This window comes from Janthinobacterium sp. OK676 (assembly GCF_900103595.1).
Taxonomy (GTDB): domain Bacteria; phylum Pseudomonadota; class Gammaproteobacteria; order Burkholderiales; family Burkholderiaceae_D; genus Janthinobacterium.
Genome location: NZ_FNHA01000006.1, coordinates 316,022 through 337,583, shown reverse-complemented (window position 1 = coordinate 337,583; position 21,562 = coordinate 316,022). Strand labels below are relative to the sequence as shown.

General features: G+C 64.4%; 20 protein-coding genes. 11 read left to right on the top strand and 9 right to left on the bottom strand.

Annotated elements, in window-relative coordinates; all coding sequences use genetic code 11:
* Window positions 1-70: 70 nt before the first annotated feature.
* Entirely contained in the window at window positions 71-721 is a 651-nt protein-coding gene (locus BLU39_RS14745) for a VTT domain-containing protein (RefSeq protein ID WP_086136992.1), read from the top strand.
* Between the two features lie 208 nt (window positions 722-929).
* Window positions 930-1,910 (top strand): carbonic anhydrase, encoded by a 981-nt coding sequence (locus BLU39_RS14740; RefSeq protein WP_232731201.1) that lies wholly within the window; start codon window positions 930-932, stop codon window positions 1,908-1,910.
* Here the strand turns inward: BLU39_RS14740 and BLU39_RS14735 are convergent.
* Genes BLU39_RS14735 through tsaE form a run of 3 tightly spaced genes read right to left on the bottom strand, consistent with a single transcriptional unit; the run spans window position 1,907 to window position 4,604 of the window.
* A complete protein-coding gene (locus BLU39_RS14735) occupies window positions 1,907-2,743 on the bottom strand; it encodes a D-hexose-6-phosphate mutarotase (RefSeq protein ID WP_092714154.1) in 837 nt (278 codons plus the stop codon). The two genes, BLU39_RS14740 and BLU39_RS14735, sit on opposite strands and share 4 nt — an antisense overlap.
* Window positions 2,744-2,757: 14 nt before the next feature.
* Entirely contained in the window at window positions 2,758-4,152 is a 1,395-nt protein-coding gene (locus BLU39_RS14730; RefSeq protein ID WP_092714152.1) for an N-acetylmuramoyl-L-alanine amidase, read from the bottom strand.
* Window positions 4,116-4,604, bottom strand: a complete 489-nt coding sequence (tsaE, locus tag BLU39_RS14725) for a tRNA (adenosine(37)-N6)-threonylcarbamoyltransferase complex ATPase subunit type 1 TsaE (RefSeq protein WP_092714150.1) — start codon at window positions 4,602-4,604, stop codon at window positions 4,116-4,118. The genes BLU39_RS14730 and tsaE overlap by 37 nt, the downstream gene beginning before the upstream one ends.
* A gap of 78 nt (window positions 4,605-4,682) precedes the next feature.
* Between tsaE and queG the strand changes: the two genes are divergently transcribed.
* Entirely contained in the window at window positions 4,683-5,774 is a 1,092-nt protein-coding gene (gene queG / locus BLU39_RS14720; protein ID WP_092714148.1) for a tRNA epoxyqueuosine(34) reductase QueG, read from the top strand.
* 7 nt (window positions 5,775-5,781) lie between these two features.
* Here queG and BLU39_RS14715 read toward each other — a convergent pair whose 3' ends face one another.
* The gene (locus tag BLU39_RS14715; protein ID WP_092714146.1) at window positions 5,782-6,159 is read right to left on the bottom strand and encodes a DUF3052 family protein; all 378 of its coding nucleotides are present in this window, start codon (window positions 6,157-6,159) and stop codon (window positions 5,782-5,784) included.
* 113 nt (window positions 6,160-6,272) lie between these two features.
* Here BLU39_RS14715 and BLU39_RS14710 point away from each other — a divergent pair, with 113 nt between their 5' ends.
* Together BLU39_RS14710 and BLU39_RS14705 are read left to right on the top strand one after the other, a co-directional pair.
* Window positions 6,273-6,935: a PadR family transcriptional regulator gene (locus tag BLU39_RS14710; protein WP_092714144.1), complete on the top strand. Its 663-nt coding sequence runs from the start codon at window positions 6,273-6,275 to the stop codon at window positions 6,933-6,935.
* A gap of 22 nt (window positions 6,936-6,957) precedes the next feature.
* The gene (locus tag BLU39_RS14705) at window positions 6,958-7,785 is read left to right on the top strand and encodes a siderophore-interacting protein (RefSeq protein WP_092714142.1); all 828 of its coding nucleotides are present in this window, start codon (window positions 6,958-6,960) and stop codon (window positions 7,783-7,785) included.
* 115 nt (window positions 7,786-7,900) lie between these two features.
* Here BLU39_RS14705 and BLU39_RS14700 read toward each other — a convergent pair whose 3' ends face one another.
* Window positions 7,901-8,485 carry a response regulator transcription factor gene (locus BLU39_RS14700; RefSeq protein WP_092714140.1) on the bottom strand — a complete coding sequence of 195 codons (585 nt, stop codon included), beginning with the start codon at window positions 8,483-8,485 and terminating at the stop codon, window positions 7,901-7,903.
* 32 nt (window positions 8,486-8,517) lie between these two features.
* Window positions 8,518-10,530 carry a sensor histidine kinase gene (locus BLU39_RS14695; RefSeq protein WP_254788976.1) on the bottom strand — a complete coding sequence of 671 codons (2,013 nt, stop codon included), beginning with the start codon at window positions 10,528-10,530 and terminating at the stop codon, window positions 8,518-8,520.
* Window positions 10,531-10,675: 145 nt separating this feature from the next.
* Between BLU39_RS14695 and BLU39_RS14690 the strand changes: the two genes are divergently transcribed.
* The 6 genes from BLU39_RS14690 (at window position 10,676) to BLU39_RS14665 (ending at window position 15,762) form a co-directional block, all read left to right on the top strand.
* Window positions 10,676-11,668 (top strand): TRAP transporter substrate-binding protein, encoded by a 993-nt coding sequence (locus BLU39_RS14690; protein ID WP_092714136.1) that lies wholly within the window; start codon window positions 10,676-10,678, stop codon window positions 11,666-11,668.
* Between the two features lie 117 nt (window positions 11,669-11,785).
* Window positions 11,786-12,358, top strand: a complete 573-nt coding sequence (locus tag BLU39_RS14685) for a TRAP transporter small permease (RefSeq protein WP_092714134.1) — start codon at window positions 11,786-11,788, stop codon at window positions 12,356-12,358.
* Entirely contained in the window at window positions 12,355-13,635 is a 1,281-nt protein-coding gene (locus BLU39_RS14680; RefSeq protein WP_092714132.1) for a TRAP transporter large permease, read from the top strand. The genes BLU39_RS14685 and BLU39_RS14680 overlap by 4 nt, the downstream gene beginning before the upstream one ends.
* Window positions 13,636-14,060: 425 nt before the next feature.
* Window positions 14,061-14,561, top strand: a complete 501-nt coding sequence (locus BLU39_RS14675) for a methylated-DNA--[protein]-cysteine S-methyltransferase (RefSeq protein WP_092714228.1) — start codon at window positions 14,061-14,063, stop codon at window positions 14,559-14,561.
* Window positions 14,561-15,475, top strand: a complete 915-nt coding sequence (gene xerD / locus BLU39_RS14670) for a site-specific tyrosine recombinase XerD (protein WP_175539317.1) — start codon at window positions 14,561-14,563, stop codon at window positions 15,473-15,475. Before BLU39_RS14675 ends, xerD begins: the two co-directional genes overlap by 1 nt.
* A gap of 80 nt (window positions 15,476-15,555) precedes the next feature.
* Window positions 15,556-15,762: a hypothetical protein gene (locus BLU39_RS14665; RefSeq protein ID WP_092714130.1), complete on the top strand. Its 207-nt coding sequence runs from the start codon at window positions 15,556-15,558 to the stop codon at window positions 15,760-15,762.
* Window positions 15,763-15,831: 69 nt separating this feature from the next.
* Here BLU39_RS14665 and BLU39_RS14660 read toward each other — a convergent pair whose 3' ends face one another.
* The 3 genes from BLU39_RS14660 to BLU39_RS14650 are packed head-to-tail and all read right to left on the bottom strand — an operon-like array spanning window position 15,832 to window position 21,326.
* Complete coding sequence (locus BLU39_RS14660; protein WP_092714128.1) at window positions 15,832-17,109, bottom strand: TolC family protein; 1,278 nt, start codon at window positions 17,107-17,109, stop codon at window positions 15,832-15,834.
* Entirely contained in the window at window positions 17,096-20,200 is a 3,105-nt protein-coding gene (locus BLU39_RS14655; RefSeq protein WP_092714126.1) for an efflux RND transporter permease subunit, read from the bottom strand. Before BLU39_RS14655 ends, BLU39_RS14660 begins: the two co-directional genes overlap by 14 nt.
* On the bottom strand, window positions 20,193-21,326 hold the full coding sequence (locus BLU39_RS14650; protein ID WP_092714124.1) for an efflux RND transporter periplasmic adaptor subunit: 1,134 nt from the start codon (window positions 21,324-21,326) through the stop codon (window positions 20,193-20,195). The genes BLU39_RS14655 and BLU39_RS14650 overlap by 8 nt, the downstream gene beginning before the upstream one ends.
* Between the last annotated feature and the right edge of the window lie 236 nt (window positions 21,327-21,562).

Genomic DNA, 21,562 nt, shown 5'->3' with positions numbered 1-21,562 from the left:
TCGGCCCGGGGACTGCCGTTGCGCTGGCCGGGTGGTGTATGATTCCGCCGCTACCTTTAGGGAAAAATATATGGATTTTGTGCAATTCCTCGACATGATCGTGCATGTCGACAAGACGCTGGGTCTCTTGATCGAGCAGTACGGTACCCTCGTGTATGCGGTGCTGTTTGCCATTATTTTTTGCGAGACAGGCCTCGTGGTGCTGTTTTTCTTCCCTGGGGATACCTTGCTGTTTATCGCCGGCGCGTTTTGCGCGACGGGACAGATGCACCTGGGCTTGCTGATCGCCTTGCTGGTGACGGCCGCCGTCACGGGGAACACGCTCAATTACTGGATAGGCGAGGCCATCGGGCAAAGGGTGTTTACCCACGATTACCGCTGGATCAACAAGGACGCCATGCGCCGCACGCATGAATTCTTTGAAAAGCACGGCGGCAAGACCATCATCCTGGCCCGCTTCGTGCCGGTGGTGCGCACCTTCGCCCCGTTCGTGGCCGGCATTTCCGACATGACGCATACGCGCTTCCAGATGTACAACGTGACGGGCGCCCTGTTGTGGGTGGTCGGTCTGGTGACGGCCGGCTACTTCTTCGGCAATATCCCGTGGATCCGCGACCACCTGACCTTGATCGTGCTGATCGGTGTCGGCGCCGCCGTCGTGCCGGTGGTGCTGGGCGGCTTGTGGAAACTCTACAAGCGCATGGTCGGCAAGTCGGCGTAATTGCTGCAAAGATCCAGGGCAAGCATGCTGCGGCGCCGTCCGCAGCTGGCCCTGGATCCCGTTTTCTCTTCGCTACTTCTGTTTTGCTCCTGCCCTGATTCAAGTTTTGTTGCTTTCCAGCCGTAAACCAGAGGGTATTCTCACTTTCTGGATTTCCATGCGACATTTGAGCGCCCTGTTAGCTTGCAGCCTTGCCGCGATGGCGGCCATGGCAAGCGCCAAAGATGCCCCCGCCCCGGCGAGCGCCACCGCATCCGCGCCCATGTCGGCGTCGGCGCGCGCGGCCGCCATGAAAACCTTGACCGAATCGGTGAAGGGCAAGGAGGCCAAGACGCCTGTCGTCGTCGCGCCCACGGCGCGCGAGAAGGAAGAAGCGGCCGAAGTCGACTTGTCCGAACGCATCGCCGCGCGCCTGGCGGAAATGCGCGCCACCCAGGCGGCCCGCGCCGCCGCCCGTGCCAAGCGCGCCGCCGTGGTGAAGGCCGCGCCGCCGCCACCGCCGCCCGTGCCGCGCGGCACGCACTGGTCGTACGAGGGCGACAGCGGTCCGGCCAACTGGAGCAAGATCAATGTCGATTGGGGCAAGTGCGGCAATGGCAACCGCCAGTCGCCGATCGATATTCGCGATGGCATGAAGGTGGAACTCGAGCAGATCAGCTTTGACTACCATCCGTCGTCATTCAACGTGGTCGACAATGGCCACACGGTGCAGGTGGGTGTGAGCGGCGGCAATTACATCACGGTGCAGAACCGCATGTTCGAGCTGCAGCAATTCCATTTCCACCGTCCGTCCGAAGAGCGCATCAATGGCAAGGCGTTCGAGATGGTGGTGCACCTCGTGCACCGCGACGCGGAAGGGCGGCAAGCCGTGCTGGCGCTGCTGCTGGAACGCGGTGCGCCGCAAGCGACCATCCAGACCGTGTGGAACAACCTGCCGCTGGAAAAATTCGAGACCATGCAGCCGACCATTCTGCTCGACCCGGCCGAGATGCTGCCGGCGCGGCGCGATTACTACACCTACATGGGATCGATGACGGAGCCGCCTTGCAGCGAAGGCGTGCTGTGGATGGTGATGAAGCAGCCGGTGCAGGCGTCGCCGGCGCAGATGGCGCTGTTCAGCCGTTTGTATCCCCTGAATGCGCGCCCGATCCAGCCGGGCAATGGACGCATCATCAAGGAATCAAATTAAATAAATGACAGCTGCTGGCGCCCGCTCCATTCGGCACCGGCGGCCAGCAGGTCGGGCTGGATCAGGGCCGGCTCGATGCAGATGAAGCGCGGCTGCTCGCCGTCGGCCAGGTCGGGCAGGGCAGCCGCGTCTTGCGCGCCCGGGTTCCACACGACGGCGTCCGTAAAGCCCTGCTGCTCCAGGCGCAAGGTATGGCCGCCAGACTGCAGGCTCAAGGCGCCCGGCAGCTGGTAGTAGATGCGGTCAAGCTTGTCCGAAAATTGCAGTACTTCTTCCGCCTGCAAGGCATCTTGCGGCGTCTCGTCCGAATAGCGTACGCGCTGCAAGCCCTTGATGCGCGCTTCGCTCAAATCATCGATCGCAAAATACGTATGCAGGGCCGCCGAGAACGGAAACGCCTGCTCGCCCGTGTTGTGAACGGACAGGTCCAGCTCCAGCGCCTGCGCCTTGACGGCCACGCGCAGGCGCAGGGTGAAGGCCCACGGCCAGCTGGCGGCGATCGCTTCCGGCAAATCGGCCTGGGTCAGGACAAATTGCGCCCATGCGGCGCCATCGGCCTCGCCCGTCGAGTCCAGCTGCCACGTCGCCACGCGCGCAAAGCCGTGGCGCATGCCCGTGCCGCGCGCGCCGAACTGGGGGAAGATCACGGGCACGCCGCCGCGGATGGCGCGGCTGCCGTCGAGACTCGATGCGCTGCTGCAGAACAGGCGCTCCTGGCCATCGCTGGTTTGCCACGACACCAGGTGGCCGCCGTACAGGGTCACGGTCGCCTGCGCGCCATCGGCGGCGCGGATGGTCACGGCTGGCAGCTCGCCAAAGATACTCTCGCTCATGCTAGGCTTTCATGTCAGGTCAGGCGGCTTTTCGCCAGCGGCGGATTCTTGGCAAAGTAATTCTTGATGCCCGTGACGATGGCGTCGGCCATCTGGTCCTGGTAGCCGTTGTCGGTCAGCTTGGCTTCTTCTTCCGGGTTCGAAATGAAGGCCGTCTCGATCAGGATGGAAGGGATGTCGGGCGCTTTGAGCACGGCGAAGCCGGCCTGTTCGACGGAACCCTTGTGCAGGCGGTTGATGCCGCCGATTTCGCGCAGCACGGCCTTGCCCAGCTTCATGCTGTCATTGATCTGCGCCGTCGTCGACAAATCGAGCAGCACGCTGGCCAGCTGCTTGTCGTGGTTCTTCACGTTCACGCCGCCGATCAGGTCGGCCTGGTTTTCCTTGTTGGCCAGCCAGCGCGCGGCCGTCGAGGTGGCGCCCTTTTCGGACAGCACGAAGACGGACGAGCCGCGCGCCGTCGGCTGGATGAAGGCGTCGGCGTGGATGGAGACGAACAGGTCGGCCTGCACCTTGCGCGCCTTTTCCACGCGCATGCCCAGCGGGACGAAGAAATCGGCATCGCGCGTGAGCATGACGCGCATGTTCGGCTGCAGTTCCAGCTTGGTCTTGAGGCGCTTGGCGATGGCCAGCACCACGTCTTTTTCGCGGCTGCCCCGGCTGCCCATGGCGCCCGGGTCTTCGCCGCCGTGGCCGGGATCGAGGGCGATGGTAATCATGCGCACCACTTTCTGGCCCGGCAGGGGACGCGCTTCGGGGCGCTGTTCCGGGCGAACGTCGGGCACGGGCGGCACGACCGGCGTTATCGGCGCGACGGCCACGGGCGGCTTGCCGCTCTCGGGCAGGGGCAGCGCGGGCGGCGGCGTATGCGTGTCGGCCATGGGCGGCTTGGCCGGGTCGCTCGACCAGTCGCCCTTTTCGATCATCTGCGCGATCAGGTCCGGTTCGCGCACGGGATACAGGTCGAAGATCAACCGGTGGTTGTAGGAGCCGGCCGGCGGCAGGGTGAACAGCTGCGGCGTGACTTCCTCTTTCAGGTCGAACACCAGGCGCACGACGTTGGGCCGGTTCTGGCCCACGCGCACCTGCTTGATGTACGGGTCGTTCGACTGGATCTTCGCCACCAGGCCCTTCAAGGTGGGATTGAGTTCCAGGCCTTCGATGTCGACCACCAGGCGTTCCGGGTCCTTGACGATGAAGTGGGTCGCCTTGAGGATGCTGTCGTTTTCCAGGGTGACGCGCGTATAGTCTTCGGCCGGCCAGACGCGCACGGCGAGAATTTGCGCCGCCATCGCCGACATGGGCGCGAACACGGACAACAGCAGGGTGCCGCCGGCCTTGAGGACCGTGCGCCGGGTGATGGGCGAGGAGATCAAAGGTTCGGGGCGAATTTGAGACGGTGAAGGCATGACAGACCCAATTCAGAAGACGCTTGCAATTCTACATCACGTCCTGTACCCGCAACGTTCAAATAAATATTCAGGTCGGCCGGCGGCAGCACCGGTTCGGCTTTCTCCGGCCATTCGACGATGCAGATATTGCGGCCGTCGAAGTCTTCGCGAAAGCCCGCGTCGAGGAATTCCTCGGCGCTGCCCATGCGGTACAGGTCGAAATGGATGACGTTGACGCTCTGGCCGTCGAGCCGCACAGTGTACGGTTCGGACAGGGTGTAGGTGGGGCTTTTCACGTGGCCCGCATGGCCGGCCGCGTGCAGCAGGGCGCGCGTGAGGGCCGTCTTGCCGGCGCCCAGGTCGCCGTGCAGGTAGATCGCCAGGCCCGGCGCCAGCGCGCGCGCCAGTGCGGCGCCCAGCGCGGCGGTGCCGGCTTCGTCGTGGAGATGGGCTTTGAAGTGTTCGGTCATTATCTTCGGTATCGCATAAAATGGAGGCTGCTCTCATTGTAACCGCCCGCGCGCCTCCCGTTTTCCGTAAAGTCCCCTATGTCCGCCACCGTCACCGATCTCGCCGTCCTGGCGCGCACCATCAAGGAATGGGGGCGCGAGCTGGGTTTTGCCGAGGTGCGCATCGCCGACGTCGACCTGTCGCACATGGAGGCGCCCCTGCAAGCCTGGCTAGCTGCAGGGTATCACGGCGAAATGGATTACATGGCCAGCCACGGCATGAAGCGCGCGCGCCCGGCCGAACTGGTGCCTGGCACGGTGCGCGCCATCAGCGCGCGCATGAATTATCTGCCGCCCGCGCTGGGGCCGGACTGGCGCGAACGCGAGGCGGCGCGCGACGCCGATCCTGAAGCGGCCGTGATCTCCGTGTACGCGCGGGGCCGCGATTATCACAAGGTGATGCGTTCGCGCCTGCAGCAGCTGGCCGACCGCATCAAGGGCGAGATCGGCGACTTCGGCTACCGCGTCTTCAGCGATTCGGCGCCCGTGATGGAAGTGGAGCTGGCGCAAAAAGGGGGCTTGGGCTGGCGCGGCAAGCACACCTTGCTGATCAACCGCCAGGGCGGCTCCTTCTTTTTCCTTGGCGAGATCCTCATCGACGTGCCGTTGCCCGTCGATCCGCCGGAAACGCCGCGCTGCGGCCAGTGCTCGGCGTGCATCACCGTGTGCCCGACGCAAGCCATCCTGGGGCCGTACCAGCTCGACGCGCGCCGCTGCATTTCTTATCTGACGATCGAATTGAAGGGCGCCATTCCCGTCGAGATGCGCCCCCTGATCGGCAACAAGGTGTACGGCTGCGACGATTGCCAGACCGTCTGCCCGTGGAACAAGTTCGCCCAGCGCGCCGTCGTGCCGGACTTCGACGAGCGCCACAGCCTGGGCAGCGCCGGCATGGTGGAGCTGTTCGCCTGGACGGAAGAGGAATTCAACCGCCGCATGGAAGGCAGCGCGATCCGCCGCATCGGCCACGAGCGCTGGCTGCGCAACCTGGCCGTCGGCATGGGCAACGCGGCCACGAAGGCGAAGGGCCAGGCCGACATCGTCGCGGCCCTGCTGTCGCGCCGCGAGCATCCATCGGCCATCGTGCGCGAACACGTCGAATGGGCGCTGGCCTTGCACGGCGTCGCCTAGACTTCGCCTACACCTGCTTGAGGCGCAGGGCAGACCAATCCGCGTCGATGGCAACCATCGCCACGCTGTCGAGTCCTATTGTTTGTGCAAAGTCGCGGATATCGTCGCGATGGATGTCGCTGCCCGCCTTGATTCCCCCCTTGCGGTACGCCACCCAGACGGCGCCGCCGGGCGCCAGGCGCGCCTGTGCCACCGGCAGGAACTGCTCCAGTTCCGCGCGGCTGCGCGCGAACAGCAGTATCCAGTCCGCGCGCTCTGCTTCACTCACTCGCCGCTCGGCCGGCAGCTGCGCCAGCAATTCCCCGTGTTCGCCGCCGTCATTGAGCACGGCCAGGGCCTTGGCATTTTTCACATACATTTTTTCAGCAACGGTTTTTTCAGGCATGGCATCGGCGTGTGAATAGGGAAAAGACGAGCATAACAAATTTCTCCTTGACTTATCGATATATCGTTATAAAATGGCGATACCTACTAACGATATATCTTTAAAGAGAAAACATGAGAAACTCACACCACGCAGAACACGGCCACGGCGGCCATCATCATCACGGCCATTGCGGCCAGCATCACCACCACCATGGCGAACACCGCCACGAATACGCCATGCACGGCCGCGGTCCGCGCGGCTTCGACGAGCGCGGTGATGGCATGGGCGGCATGGGCGGTGGTCCTGGCGGGCGCGGTGGGCGCGGCGAACGGGCCGAGCGCGTCTTCGGCCGGGGCGACCTGCCGCTGATCGTGCTGGCGCTGATCGAAATCAGCCCCCGCCACGGCTATGAAATCATCAAGGCCATCGAAGAGCGTTGCGGCGGCGCCTACGCCCCCAGCCCGGGCGCCGTGTATCCGACCTTGACCTTGCTGGAAGAGCAGGATCACGTCACGTCTTCCGAAAGCGCCAGCGGCAAGAAGCTCTACACGATCACGGACCTGGGCCGCGCGTATCTGGACGAGAACCGCGCCCAGGTCGACGGCATCCTGGCCCGCCTCGACATGTTTGCCCGCGTCCAGGCGCGCAAGGCCTTGCCAGAGCGCGTGCACCAGGCCATGCACACCCTCAAGCATGCGCTGCTGCTGAACAAGACCAACTGGAGCGACGCGGAAGCCGAGCGCGTCTCCGCCGTGCTGGAACAGGCGGCCAACGCCATTGTCGATGGTCACTGAGCCCACTTTACAAGGACACCCAATGACTACTGTATCAACAACAGCGCCACGCCCGCACGCCATCGAGCGCGTGCGGCATGACTTGAAACTGCGCGTGCTCACCGTCGTGCGCACCGAGCAGATCACGCCGCACATGCGCCGCATCACCCTGGCCGGCGACGACCTGGACGGCTTTGTCTCGCCGGCGCACGACGACCACGTGAAACTGTTCTTCCCCGCGCCGGGGCAGGCCGCCCCCGTATTTCCCGTGCTGGGCAATGGCGCCAATCCCATCGAGTATGCCGAGGGCGCGCGCCCCATCGCCCGCAACTACACGCCGCGCCGCTACGACGCCGCGCGGCGCGAGCTGGAAGTCGACTTCGTGCTGCATGGCGACGGCCCCGCGGCCAGCTGGGCGGCGCAAGCCGCGCCCGGCCAGACCCTGGGCGTGGGCGGACCGCGCGGCTCCATGCTGGTGCCGCTTGATTTCGACTGGTATGTGCTGGTGGGCGACCAGACGGCCTTGCCGGCCATCGCCCGCCGCCTGGAGCAGTTGCCGGCCACGGCGCGGGCCATTGCCGTGATCGAGATCGTCGAAGACGGCGAGCAGATCGCGCTCGATTGCGCGGCGCAGCTGGACGTGCGCTGGGTGGCGCGCAATGGCCGCAAGGGGCCGCTGCTGCTGGAAGCGCTGCGTCAGGTCACGCTGCCGTCAGACGGCGACGGCTATGTGTGGGTAGCGTGCGAACATGCGCAGGTGCAGGGCTTGCGCGGGCATTTCATTGAGGCCGGGGTGCCGAAGCAGCATCTGCATGTGGCAAGCTACTGGAAGCATGGGGTGGAAGAGCATCATGAGCACCATGATGAGTGATAGGGGGTGGCGTCGGCTTACGCGCTTTGCGCTAAACCGACCTACGCCGACCTGCAGTGGAGTGTAGGTTGGATTAGCGGCGCGCCAGCGCTGCGTAATCCAACAATCAGCGTCATTACTTCAACAATCCCGCCAGCTCCACCGCCGTCTTGACCTGCATCTTGTCGAAGATATGCGCGCGGTGGACTTCCACGGTGCGCATGCTGATGCCCAGCTTGTCGGCCACCACCTTGTTCATCTTGCCCGCCAAAATCAGGTCCAGCACTTCGCGTTCGCGCGTCGACAGGGTGGCCAGGCGCGCGTGCACGGCGGCCAGTTCGCCTGCCTGGCGCGAGTTGGCCAAGCCCTGCTGCACCCGGTCCATCAGGTCGTTGTCGTTGAACGGCTTTTCAAAGAAGTCGAAGGCGCCCCGTTTCAGGCTGTCGACGGCCATCGGCACGTCGCCGTGGCCGGTGAGAAAAATCACGGGCAGGCGCGCCGTCAGGTCGCGCTTGACCAGCTGGTCGAACAGGGCGATGCCGTTCATGTCGGGCATGCGCACGTCGAGCAGCACGCAGTCGCCGGCGGCGTCGAAACCGCCGTCGAGGCTATCGAGAAATTGCTGGGCGCTCGCGTAGTTGCGCGATTCGATGCTGCGCGAGGCGGCCAGCCAGGACAGGGAGTCGCGTACGACCTCTTCGTCGTCGATGATGTGTAGCATGAAGTCTCCGGCTTGTCGTTATGCGTTATTAGTTAGTGCGGCGCGCCTGGCGCGGCCGGCACGCTGAATGTAAAGATGGTACCGCCGGCGGGGTTGGCGCCGAAGGTCAGCGCGCCGCCGTGAAATTCGATGGCGGTGCGGCAGATGTTCAGGCCCATGCCCATGCCTTCGGACTTGGTCGAGAAAAACGGCGAAAACAGCCGCTCGGCCACGTCCTGCGGGATGCCATGGCCATGATCGATCACGTCCACCGTCACCATGCCCTGCTGCGCGTCATGGCTAGCCCGCAGGCGCATGATACGCCGTCCCGGCGCCGCGTCCTGCATGGCCTCGATGGCGTTGCGCGTCAGGTTCAGCAGCACTTGCTCGATCATCACGGGATCGGCGCGCAGCAGCGGCAGGTCCGGCGGCAGCTCTTCCTGGATGGTGACATAGTATTTGCGCGCCTGCAGGTCGATCAGCGCGCGGATGCCGTCGATCAGCGTGCGGATGGCGATATCCTGGCGCTGCGGCTCGCTCTTGCGCACGAAATCGTGCACGCTGCGGATGATCTGGCCGGCCCGCTGCGCCTGCGCGCTGGCCTGTTCCAGCGCCGGCTTCAAGGTGCCCGGGTCGACGGGGGCGTCGTGGTCGATGGCGCGGCGGATCAAATTCAGGGCGCCCGTCGTGTAGCTGGAAATGGCCGCCAGCGGCTGGTTCAATTCGTGCGCGAGCATCGACGCCAGTTCGCCCATGGTGGCCAGGCGCGAGCTCGTTTGCAGCTTTTCCTGCTGCTGGCGATTGAGCTCCTCGACCCGTTTGCGGTCCGAGATGTCGAGCACGGATCCCATCCAGCCCGTCTGTTGGCCGTTCTTGTCCACCAAGGGCGCTTCGAAGATCAGCACGGGCACGCGCGTGCCGTCCGGGCGCTGGAAATAGGTTTCGAACTGCGGCGTGGGATTGCCGGCCAGGGCCTTGACGAAGCGCTGCTGGTATTCCTCCAGCGCCTCCGGCACCCAGTAGGGCATGGGCGGCAGGCGTCCCAGGATTTCCTCGGGCGGATAGCCGACGATCTGGCAAAACGCGGGATTCACATACGTGACCCTGCCTTCCAGGTCGCGCGCGCGCATGCCCGTCACCAGCGAGTTTTCCATCGCCGTGCGAAACAGCATCTGCTGGCGCAGCGCGCCTTCGGCCACCAGGCGGCGCGAAATATGCCGCCACAAGGCCAGCAAGCTCCACAGCAAGCCCAGCGACAGGGCGATGACGGAGCCGACCAGCAGATTGGGCAGCAATTTCGGCTGGCTTTTCACGCTGTCGGTAAACAGGGTGATGCTGGCGCCGGGCACGTCGAGCGCGCGCTTGTGCGTGTACACGCCGTGACCGGGGCCGGCGGCGGCGCGCCGCGCCAGCACCTTGTCGTCGCGGTCGATCAGCGAAATCTGGTTATCCTGGGCGAACCACCACGGCACCATTTCATCGAGCAGGCTGCTGATCTGGTAGGTGGCCACCAGGCTGCCGACATAGCGCTGGCCATCGAACAGGGGCTGGTGGTAATCCATCAGCATGGCGCCCGGCGGCGCATCGGGAAAGCCCGTCTGCTGCGAAGGCTGGGCGTACTGGCCCCGGTGCAAGCGGCGCGCATTGTCGGCCGCCGTCAGCGAGGCGGGCGCAAACGACAGCGCATGCGGCAGACTGTTGTCGCTGGTGGCCAGCACCTTGCCGCTGGTGTCGAGCCACAGCACGCGCTGCAGTTCGCGGCCATTGCGCAACATCTGCTGCAGCCGTTCGTGCACTTTTTCCGCCGACAGGGAGCCGCTGGCGATGTCCACGCCCAGGTTGAACAGGCTTTCCTCGTTGCGCGCCAGCTGGAAGCGGATGGTCTGTTCCACCCACAGGGTATCGGCGATCAGCTGCTCCTGGCGCTCGTTGCTTTCCATCTGGCGCGCCTGCCACGGCAGCCAGAACAGGATGGAGAGGAACAGCAGCAGCAGGATGACGGGCAGCAGCCAGCGCATCGGGCTCGATAGCTTGAAGCGGCGCGCAAGGGTGGGGGGAGTCGGCATGGCTGGCAGGGTAGCGGCTTATCGGGAACCGGCTATTGTGGTTAACCACAATAGCCGCGGCAGTTTCTTTGGCACAATATCCAAATAGACAAATAATAAAGTTTTTTTAAAAACCATTCAGGAGACAAAAATGCAACTGCCACCAATGAAAACCCTGTTCGTCGCGCTGTGCGCCGCCATCGGCGCCACCGCCGGCGTCCACGCTTACGCGCAAGCGCCCATCGTCATCAAGTTCAGCCACGTCGTGGCGACCGACACGCCGAAAGGCCAGGCCGCCGAGCGCTTCAAGCAGCTGGCCGAAAAAGCCACGAACGGCAAGGTCAAGGTCGAACTGTACCCGAACAGCCAGCTGTACAAGGACAAGGAAGAACTCGAGGCGCTGCAGCTGGGCGCCGTGCAGATGCTGGCGCCCTCGCTGGCCAAGTTCGGCCCGCTGGGCGTGAAGGAATTCGAAGCCTTCGACCTGCCCTACATCTTCCCCACCAAGACGGCGCTGTACAACGTCACCGAAGGCGAAATCGGCAAAAGCCTGCTGAAGAAACTGGAACCCAAGGGTATCACGGGCCTGGCCTACTGGGACAACGGCTTCAAGGTGATGTCGGCCAACAAGCCGCTGCACAATCCGGCCGACTTCAAGGGCCTGAAAATGCGCATCCAGTCGTCGAAGGTACTCGACGCGCAGATGCGCGCCTTGGGCGCCAATCCGCAGGTGCTGGCCTTCTCGGAAGTGTATCAGGCGCTGCAGACGGGCGTGGTCGACGGCACGGAAAATCCGCCATCGAATATGTACACGCAAAAGATGCATGAAGTGCAAAAGCACGTGACCGTGTCGAACCACGGTTACCTGGGCTATGCCGTCATCGTCAACAAGAAATTCTGGGATGGCTTGCCGCCCGATATCCGCACGCAGCTGGAAAAAGCCATGCGCGAGGCGACCACGTTTGAAAAAGCCATCGCCCAGCGCGACAACGACCAGGCCCTCGACGCCATCAAGAAAGCGGGCAAGACGCAGATCTATACCCTGACGGTGCAGGAACAGGCCGAGTGGCGCAAGGCGCTGGCGCCCGTGCAGAAGGCCATGGAAGGGCGCATCGGCAAGGACCTGATCTCGGCCATCAACAAGGAAAGCGCGAAGTAAGCAGCTGCTGTAGCGCGCCGCCTGGCGCGCCAGGCAGGGCCTCCCTGCCACTGGCTTGAATGACTCCTGCGCGTCCTGCGCCGGAGTCCGTGTACCCGCATTCTTTGAAAGTCCACCATGAAATTTCTGGATCACCTGGAAGAGTGGCTGATCGCGTCCCTGATGGGCGCGGCCACCTTCATCATTTTTGTCGCGGTCGTGCACCGCTACCTGGCGGGCCTGCCGATACCGGGCCTGCAAGACTTCCTGATTCAAATCAATACCAGCTGGGCCCAGGAACTGTGCATCTACATGTTCGTCTGGATGGCCAAGTTCGGCGCCGCGTATGGCGTGCGCACGGGCATCCACGTGGGCGTCGACGTGCTGATCAACCGCATGAACCCGCGCTGGCGCGACCGCTTCATCGTCTTCGGCCTGGCCGCCGGCGCCCTGTTTACGGGCATCGTGGGGACCCTGGGCGCCAGCTTCGTGTGGTCGATCGGCCACACGGACCAGACCTCGGCCGACATGGAAATTCCCATGTGGCTCGTCTACCTGGCCGTGCCGCTCGGCTCCTACCTGATGTGCTTCCGCTTCCTGCAAGTGATGGTGCATTTCATCAAGACGGGCGCCTTGCCCAAGCATGACCACTCGCACGTCGAGGGCCTGGAAGAGGAATTGACGGCGGAAGAAAAAGGAGCCAAGGCATGAACGCGCTGATTATTTTTGTATTGCTGCTGGCGCTGATGCTGACCGGCATGCCGATCTCCATTTCGCTGGGCCTGACGGTACTGACGTTCCTGTTTACCATGACCAGCGTGCCCATCGAATCGGTGGCCCTGAAGATTTTCACGGGCATCGAGAAATTCGAAATCATGGCCATCCCCTTCTTCATTTTGGCCGGTAACTTCCTCACGCATGGCGGGGTGGCGCGGCGCATGATCAACTTCGCCAGCTCGATGGTCGGTCACTGGCATGGCGGCCTGGCGCTGGCCGGCGTGATGGCGTGCGCGCTGTTTGCGGCCGTCTCCGGTTCCAGCCCCGCCACCGTGGTGGCCATCGGCTCCATCATCCTGCCGGCCATGGTCAAGCAGGGCTATCCGCGCGGTTTCGGCGCCGGCGTCATCACCACTTCGGGCGCGCTGGGCATTTTGATACCGCCGTCGATCGTGATGGTGATGTATTCCGTCAGCACGAACACCTCGGTGGGAAAACTGTTCATGGCGGGCGTGATTCCCGGCCTGATGCTGGCCATGCTGCTGGGCCTGACCACGTGGTTTTTGGCGCGCAAGAACAACTATCCGCGCATGCAGAAGGCCAGCTGGAAGGAACGCTTCGTCACGTTCAAGAAAAGCGCCTGGGGCTTGCTGCTGATCGTCATCGTCATGGGCGGCATTTATTCGGGCGCGTTCACGCCGACGGAAGCGGCCGCCATGGCCGCCGTGTACGCCTTTTACATCGCCGTCTTCGTCTACAAGGATTTGAAGATCAAGCAGGTGGGCAAGGTCTTGCTCGATTCGGCCGCCATGTCGGCGATGCTGCTGTACATCATCACCAACGCCGTGCTGTTCTCGTTCCTGATGACCAGTGAAAACATCCCGCAAGCGATGGCCGAATGGATCACGGGCAAGGGTCTGGGCGTGATCAGCTTCCTGCTGGTGGTCAACGTGCTGCTGTTGGTGGCAGGTAACGTCATGGAGCCGTCGTCCATCGTGCTCATCATGGCGCCCATCTTGTTCCCCGTCGCCATGAAGCTGGGTATCGATCCCGTGCACTTCGGCATCCTGATCGTGGTCAATATGGAGGTCGGCATGTGCCATCCACCCGTGGGCCTGAACCTGTACGTGGCGTCCGGCATCACCAAGATGGGCATCTCGGAGCTGACCGTGGCCGTGATGCCATGGCTGCTGACGATGCTGGGCTTCCTGGCCCTGATCACCTACGTACCACAAATCTCGCTGTGGCTGCCAAATTTAATTTACAACTAAAACAGTTGTCCCCGTCATGGTGCAAAAAAAGTCGATACGGCCGAATAAATGCGCTATGATGGGCAGCCTTAAGGGGAAACACGTATATGCATATGCGCCCCGGTAGCAAGGCTGAAATACAGAATTGGCAACAAGGTTAGTGGGGGAGTGGTCTATAAGAACGGTATTGATACCGGGGATATATTGAGGAGACACACGTTTCACAGAAGTTGTTGAGTCATAGCTGTCTGCGGCCACAAGCCGGCACCGGCGGACCCAAACGACCGGGAACGTGAAGCAATATTTGAAGCGCACCGGCTGGTGCGCTTTTTTTTCGTGCGCAGGAAACGTCCGCCGGCACGCCCAAAGTCGGTGCATAATTCCCGTGGCGCCGTTTCCGGCGCCGGCAGGTTGTATATTTGCCACACTTGAACAATGATCAGCAGATGAAAAAACAACAGGGCAGCGAGCTGTTCACGGCCATCGTGGCCGCGCCGTTTGGCGCCATGGGCGTGCGTGCGCACGATGGCCAGATATGCGAACTGGTCTACCTGCCGCCGCATTTTGCCGAAAAAGACGCGCTCGATGCCGTCTCCGAGCGGGCCTGCCAACAACTGGCGCGTTATTTCCGCGATCCCGATCATGTCTTCGACCTGCCGCTGGCCACGCTGGGCAGCGCCTACCAGCAACGGGTCTGGACGGCGATCAGCGGCATTGCGCGCGGCCAGGTGCGCACCTATGGCGACGTGGCGCGCCTGATCGGCTCTGCCCCGCGCGCCGTGGGCCAGGCGTGCGGCGCCAACTGGTTTCCCGTGGTAATCCCCTGCCACCGCGTGACGGCCGCCGGCGGCCTGGGCGGCTTTGCCCATCACGACGACGCGACGGGATTTCATTTGGGCGTCAAGCGCTGGCTGCTGGCGCATGAGGGCGTGGCGGCTTACCTATGATGAACAGCCTGCTGGTGCCCGACAACGCCACCCTGATCGATGAATTCTGCGACAGCCTGTGGCTGGAAGACGGCCTGTCGAAAAACTCGCTCGATGCCTACCGGCGCGACATGCGGCTGTTTGCGCGCTGGCTGGAAGTGGCGCGGCCCGGGCGCGAAGGCCTGTACGAGGTATCGACGGCCGACATCGAGGCGTATTTCGCCGCCCGCCACGACGAGAGCAAGGCGACGTCGTCGAACCGGCGCCTGTCCGTGCTCAAGCGTTTTTACCAGCTGGCCTTGCGGCACAAGCATATCGCGGCCGACCCGTGCCTGAAGATGGTGTCGGCCAAGCAGCCCGCGCGCTTCGTGCATACCTTGAGCGAAGCGCAGGTGGAAGCGCTGCTGGCGGCGCCCGACGTGAGCACGCCGCTGGGGCTGCGCGAGCGCACCATGCTCGAACTCATGTATGCAAGCGGCTTGCGCGTGTCGGAGCTGGTGGACTTGCAATCCGTGGAATTGAGCCTCAACGATGGCGTGCTGCGCATCACGGGCAAGGGCAGCAAGACGCGGCTGGTGCCGTTCGGCGAGCAGGCGCGGCTGTGGATCGAGCGTTACCTGAAGGAAGCGCGCGGCATCATCCTCGACGGGCAGATGGACGACGCGCTGTTCGTCACGCGGCGCGGCGGCGCCATGACGCGGCAAATGTTCTGGGTCATCATCAAGAAGCACGCGCTGAGCGCCGGCATCACGGCGCCGCTGTCGCCGCACACCCTGCGCCATGCGTTCGCCACCCACTTGCTCAACCATGGCGCCGACTTGCGTGTCGTGCAATTGCTGCTGGGGCACTCCGATATTTCCACCACCCAGATTTACACGCATGTGGCCCGCGAACGGCTGAAACTGCTGCACGCGCAGCATCATCCACGCGGCTAAACATTTGGTGTTTGCTCCAACTGCGTCATAATGTGTCTTATGTGCTTATCTGTAACATCTAAAAACTAAAGAGGTAGTAAATGGCCAAGACAAATTTCCAATACGAAAAACGGCAAAAAGAGCTGGAAAAGAAGAAGAAAGCCGAGGAAAAAGCCAGGCGCAAGCTGGAAGCGAAAAACAATCCGAAGCCGGCCGAAGGCGAAGAGGGTGCCGAGGGTGCGGAAAGTGATGAGCCGGAAGCGGACGATGCCGACGACGCCGGCGACGCGCCTGCCCAGCCCCAGTAATTCCCCGTTCTTGACGACCGGTGCGGCATCCTCGCCGCGCCGGTAACTCCTCGTTCTACTTTCTCCCCGCTACAAGCTCGGCCGCTGGCCGATCGCCAGTTGCAGCTGCGTGCTGGCGATGGCCGCATCGGCGCGTGCCTGCACATAGCCCTGGTAGGCATCATCGGCCGAACGTTGCGCCGCCAGCCATTCCAGCAGCGACGCATTGCCACTGAAGTAGGACAGGCGCATGCCGTCGACTACCTTTTGCGCATCGACCAGCACGCCGTCACGGTAGCGCGCCAGCCTGTCCTGGGCCGCACGCAGCTGCCGCTGCGCCGTGCGCACCTGCGTTGCCGCCGCCAGCTCCGCCTGGCGCAGGGCCAGCATCGCCTGCGTGACGCCCGCTTCCGCCTGCACGATATCGCCCTTGTCGCGCCGCGACAGGGGAATGGGAATGGCCAGCGAGATGGACAGCGCGCGCGAGCGGGGCAAGCCGTCGACGGGGCTGCCGCTGGCGTCAAAGCCCTCATGGTAGCCGCGCGCGGCGGCCAGGCCCACGGTGACGGTCGGGTCGACCGAGCGGTTGGCGCGCACGAGCGCCGCGCCGTCGCGCAGATGGTCGACGGTGGCGCGGGCGATGCGTACGTCGCTGCGGGCCTCGAGCGCCTGCGGCACCAGCGCGCTGGCATCGCTGTTTTCATATGCGGCGAAGTCGCAGGCCAGCTGCGCGTCCGGAAACAGCGCGTCGAACTGGCGCCCCAGCGGCGGCGACAAATTCAACATGGCGCTGTCCGCCTCGCTGCGCGCCTGCGCCAGCTCGGCCTGGAACTGGTCGCGTTCCACGCGCGACTGCAGCAGTTCGATGCCGCCCACGTCGCCCGCCTTGCGCCGCACGGCGTTCGCCTCGACCACTTTTGACAGGGCCGCCATGGTCTGCTCCTTGCGCGCGAGGACATCGCGCGTGCGGCACGCTTGCGTGAACGCGGCGGCGGCCGTGCCATACAGCTCGCTCCTGAAGCCGGCCACCGTTTCCTCGGCCAGCGCGACACTGCTGTGCGCCGCTTTTAACCGCGCGGCGCGCTTGCCGCCCGTCTCGATGGCCATGCTGATGGCCGGATTCCACGTGACGGGGCGGTGCTCGGCGCTGCGCACGGTTTCGCGCGTCGCGCCCACAGTGAACTCGGGGTCGGGACGCAGGCCGGCGATGCCGATGCCGGCCTTGGCCGAGGTGATGTCTTCCTGCTGCGCCTGCAATTCCAGGCTGTGGCTTTCCACGGCGGACAGGTAGGTGTCAAAGCTCAAGGGCGCGGCCACGGCGCCTGGCGCGATCAGCCAGGCCGCCAGCAGCAGATTAAAACGTGTCATGGGTCTCTCCTTCGGTATGCGTCTGGCGTTTTTGCAGGTGCGCCTCGATCAGGTAGTACAGGGCCGGCAACAGCAGCAGGGTCAGTGCCGTCGCCGTCACCAGGCCACCCACCACGACGGTCGCCAGCGGGCGCTGCACGTCGCTGCCCAGGCCCGTCGCCAGCATGGCCGGCGTCAAGCCCAGGGCGGCCACGGTGGCCGTCATCAGCACGGGGCGCATGCGGTCGCGCGCGCCTTCGAGCACGGCGTCGCGCAGGTTCTTGCCTTCCTCGCTGCGCAAGCGGTTGATCTGCGCCAGCATCAGCACGGCATTCAGGACGGCCACGCCGAACAGGGCGATGAAGCCGACGGCGCTCGACACGTTCAAGGTCATGCCGCGCAGGTGCAGCGCGGCCAGGCCGCCCAGCATGGCCAGCGGCACGGCCAGCAATACCAGCGCGGGCTGGCGCAGGTTGCGGAACTGGCCAAACAGCAGCAAAAACATGGCACCCAGTGTCATCGGCAGTATCAGCGCCAAACGGCTTTGCGCGCGCTGCAGGTTCTCGAACTGGCCGCCCCATTCGACGCTGATGCGCTGGTGCTCGCTGGCCACGGCTTGCGCCACCAGCGGACGCGCCTCGGCCAGGAAGCCGGCCAGGTCGCGTCCGCGGGCGTTGAGGCGCACGATGATGTGGCGCCGTCCCATTTCGCGCACGATCACGCTTTCGCCCGAGGTGGTGCTGATGGTGGCCACCTGCGCCAGCGGGATCCTCGCGCCGTTGGCGGCGTTGAGCATCAAACTGGCGATGGCGTCGGGGCTGGAACGCAGGGCCGGCGGGAAGCGCACGGCGATGTCGTAGCTTTTCTCGCCCACGTAGACCTGGCCGACGGGCGCGCCGCCGATGCCGGTGGAAATCAGGTCGGCCACGTCGGCCGCGTTGATGCCGTAGCGGGCCGCCTTTGCGCGGTCCAGTTCCACCTTCAGGTTGGGCAGGGGCGGCTCCACGTCCACGGCCACGTCGGAAGCACCGGGGACGCCTTTCAAGACGCGTGCCACCTTGCCGGCGATGGCGCGCACTTCATCGAGGTCGCTGCCGAAGATTTTCACTGTCAGGTCGCTGTGCGCGCCCGACAATTTATCCTGCACGCCGTCGATCATCGGCTGCATGAAGGCCACGCTGATGCCAGGCATGCGGGCGAAGCGTTCGTGCATCTTGGCGATCAGCTGCTGCTTGCTCATGCCCGACTTCCAGCTTTTGTACGGATGCAGTCCCACGCTCGCTTCGATGTGCGATGGCGTCCAGTAATCGGTGCCGTCGTCGTTGCGCCCCGTCTGCGTGACGATGGTCGACACTTCGGGAAATTCCAGCGCGGCGCGGCGCAGTTCGCTGGCCATCTCGGACGCCTTGTCCAGGGTGATCCCGGGCGGCATCTGCACCTGCAGCCACAAGGAACCTTCATCGAGGTAGGGTAAAAAGTCGCGCCCGATGCTGGCGCACAGGATGGCAAGCGCCGCGAGCGATCCTGCGCACACCATCGCCACCCAGCGCTTCCTGCCCACCATGCGCTCGAGGAAGCGGCCATACGCGCCCGCCAGCGTGTCCAGCGCGCGGTTGTGCGGCATGCGGCGCGGCTTGCGCAAGGCCAGCCACGCCAGGCTGGGGATCAGCACGAGCGCCACCACGAGCGCGCCCACGAGCGCCGCGCCGACCGCATACGCCATGGGCGAGAACAGCTTGTATTCGATGCGCTGGAAGGCGAACAGGGGCAGGTAGGCGGCGATGATGACGGCCATGCCGAACATGATGGGACGCGCCACTTGCAGGGTCGCGTCGATGGCGTCCTGCAGGGTGAGGGGACGTTCCTGCTCCCGTTCGCGGCGGCGCAGCATGTTTTCCAGCACCACGACGGAACCGTCGACGAGGATGCCGAAGTCGATCGCCCCCAAGGACAGCAAATTGGCGGGAATCTTAAAATGGTGCATGAAGATGAACGCGATCAGCAGGGCCAGTGGAATCGTCAGCGCGACGATGGCGGCCGCGCGCGGGCTGCCCAAGTACAGCAGCAGCACGAGGGCGACCAGCAGCATGCCCTCGCCCATGGTGAACCCGACCGTGTGCAGGGTGGCGTCGATCAGCGAGCTGCGGTCCAGGTAGGGCACGACCTTGACGTCCTTCGGCAGCACGTGGGCGTTCAAGTCGTCCACGGCCGCATGGATGCCGGCCAGCGCCTCGGACGGATTGAAATCCTTGAGCAGCAGGGTGATGCCTTCGATGGTGTCGGGGTTGTCATCCTTGCCGAGGATGCCGCGCCGCTCCACGTTGCCGTAAGCGAGCTTGCCCAGGTCTTTTACCAGCACGGGCACGCCATCCTTGCTGCTGACGACGACGTTGCCCATGTCGGCTAGCGAATGGAGCAAACCCACGCCGCGCACCACGTACGATTGCTGACCGCGGTCGATGACGCTGCCGCCGCCGCTGATGTTGTTGGCGTTGATGGCGTCCTTGACCTGCGCCAGCGAGAAGCCGTAGCTGTCCAGTTTTGCGGGGTCGAGTTCCAGCATGAATTGCGTCGTCAGGCCGCCGAAATTGCTCACGTCGGCCACGCCGCGCACCTGCTGCAGGCGCGGGATCACGGTCCAGAACTGCAGCTCGGACAGTTCGCGCAGGGAGCGCGTTGTCGATTCCAGCGTATAGCGGTAGATCTCGCCCGTGGGCGACGTATAGGGATCGAGTCCCGGCTTGGCGTCGTAGGGCAGGTTCACGCTGGCCAGGCGCTCCTGCAGCCGTTCGCGCGTGAAGTAGCCGTCGCTGCCATCCTCGAACACCACCGTGATCAGCGACAGCGCGAACAGGCTGCGCGTGCGCAGCACGTGCATGCCCGGTGTGCCGAGCAGGGCGCGCTCGAGGGGAATGGTGATCTGCTGCTCGATTTCCTCGGCGCCCAGGCCCGGCACCTGCGTGACGATCTGCGAGGTGACGTCGGCGATATCGGGATAGGCCTCGATGGGCAGCTGCTTCCAGCAATACACGCCATAGGCGGCGACGAACAGCAGCACGAGCCAGACGATGCCGCGCCGCTGGCAGCAGGTGGCGATGACACGGTCAATCATTGAGCAGCACTCCTTCCTTGACGACGATGCGTTCGCCAGCCTTCAGGCCGGAGACGATTTCCACTTGCCCGTCGTGGCTGGCGCCCACTTCCACCGTGCGCGGCGTGAACACCAGCGGGCTGCGCTCGACCATCACGCGCGTCGATGGCCCGCTTTGCAGCACGGCGGCGGCCGGCACGAGCAGGGCGCGGCGGCTGGCGCCGGCGAATCCCGCGTGGGCGAACATGCCCGGCTTGAAGGCGCCGGCGCGGTTGTCGATGGCGACGCGCACCTTTACCGTGCGCGTCTCGGGATCGAGCACGGCGCCCACGTAGGCGACCTTGCCCTCGAAAGCCTTGCCGGGCCAGGCGTCGACCGTGATGCGGGTCGTCTGGCCCACGGCCACCTGCGCCAGGTCTTTTTCGGCGACATTCGCCGACAGCCACACGGTGGAGAGATCTGCCACCGTCATGACGGGCGCGTTGATATCGTTCCAATAGCCGCCCTGGGCGCCTTCCATGGCGATCACGGTGCCGGCAATGGGCGAGCGCAGCACGTAATCGCGTCGGGCGCGGCGTGTGCCGCGCGCGTCGGCGCCGTACTGGGCCAGCTTGTCGGCGCTGGCCCGGGCGTCGCTGCCGGCCTGGTCGTAGGCCGCCTGGGCCGCTTCGTACTCCTTGCGCGCGGCGATTTCCGCTTCGAACAGGGTTTTCTGACGCTCGAGTTCCTGGCGCGCCTGCAGCAGGGCGGAGCGCGCCTTGCTGTCGTCCGCGTAGGCGGCGCTCAGTTCCGCCGAATCGAGCGTGAACAGCGGATCGCCCGCCTTCACGCTGTCGCCCAGTGAACGCTGCAAGCGCGTGATGCGCCCGGCCAGCGGCGGCGTGATTTTCACCAGTTTTTCCGGCATGGCCTCGATGCTGCCGGTCGCCTGCGTCTGCGTAGCGATCTCCTGTTCCTGCACGGCGGCGATCTGCAGGCGCTGGCGCAGCGGCGACATCTTGTCGACGGCGATGCTGCCGTCGTCCAGGTGCATGGCCTGGACGGGCGGCGTGGCCGCCGGCACAGGCTTGGCGCAGCCGGCCAGGGCCGAGCAGGCGAGAGCGAGGGCGCAGCTGGCGCCCAGGGCGTTGCGGGTGGTCGTGTTCATCCCGTGTTTCCTTGTTATTGATGGTGATGGGGCATGCGTGGATGCCGTGCCCAGGCGGGCGGTGAGAAGGGGCGGGCAGCGCAACAAGAGCTGAGTCACTACAGCGCCGGGAAAGCATAGCAATGTGCTCCTGAAGAAGCGCCCAAGAATGCCTGAATCATTCTTCAGGTTAGCTGTGCGCACGCTGCGGCGCGGTAAAATGCCAGCATGGAAAACAAGGCGCGACGCGAAAGGCA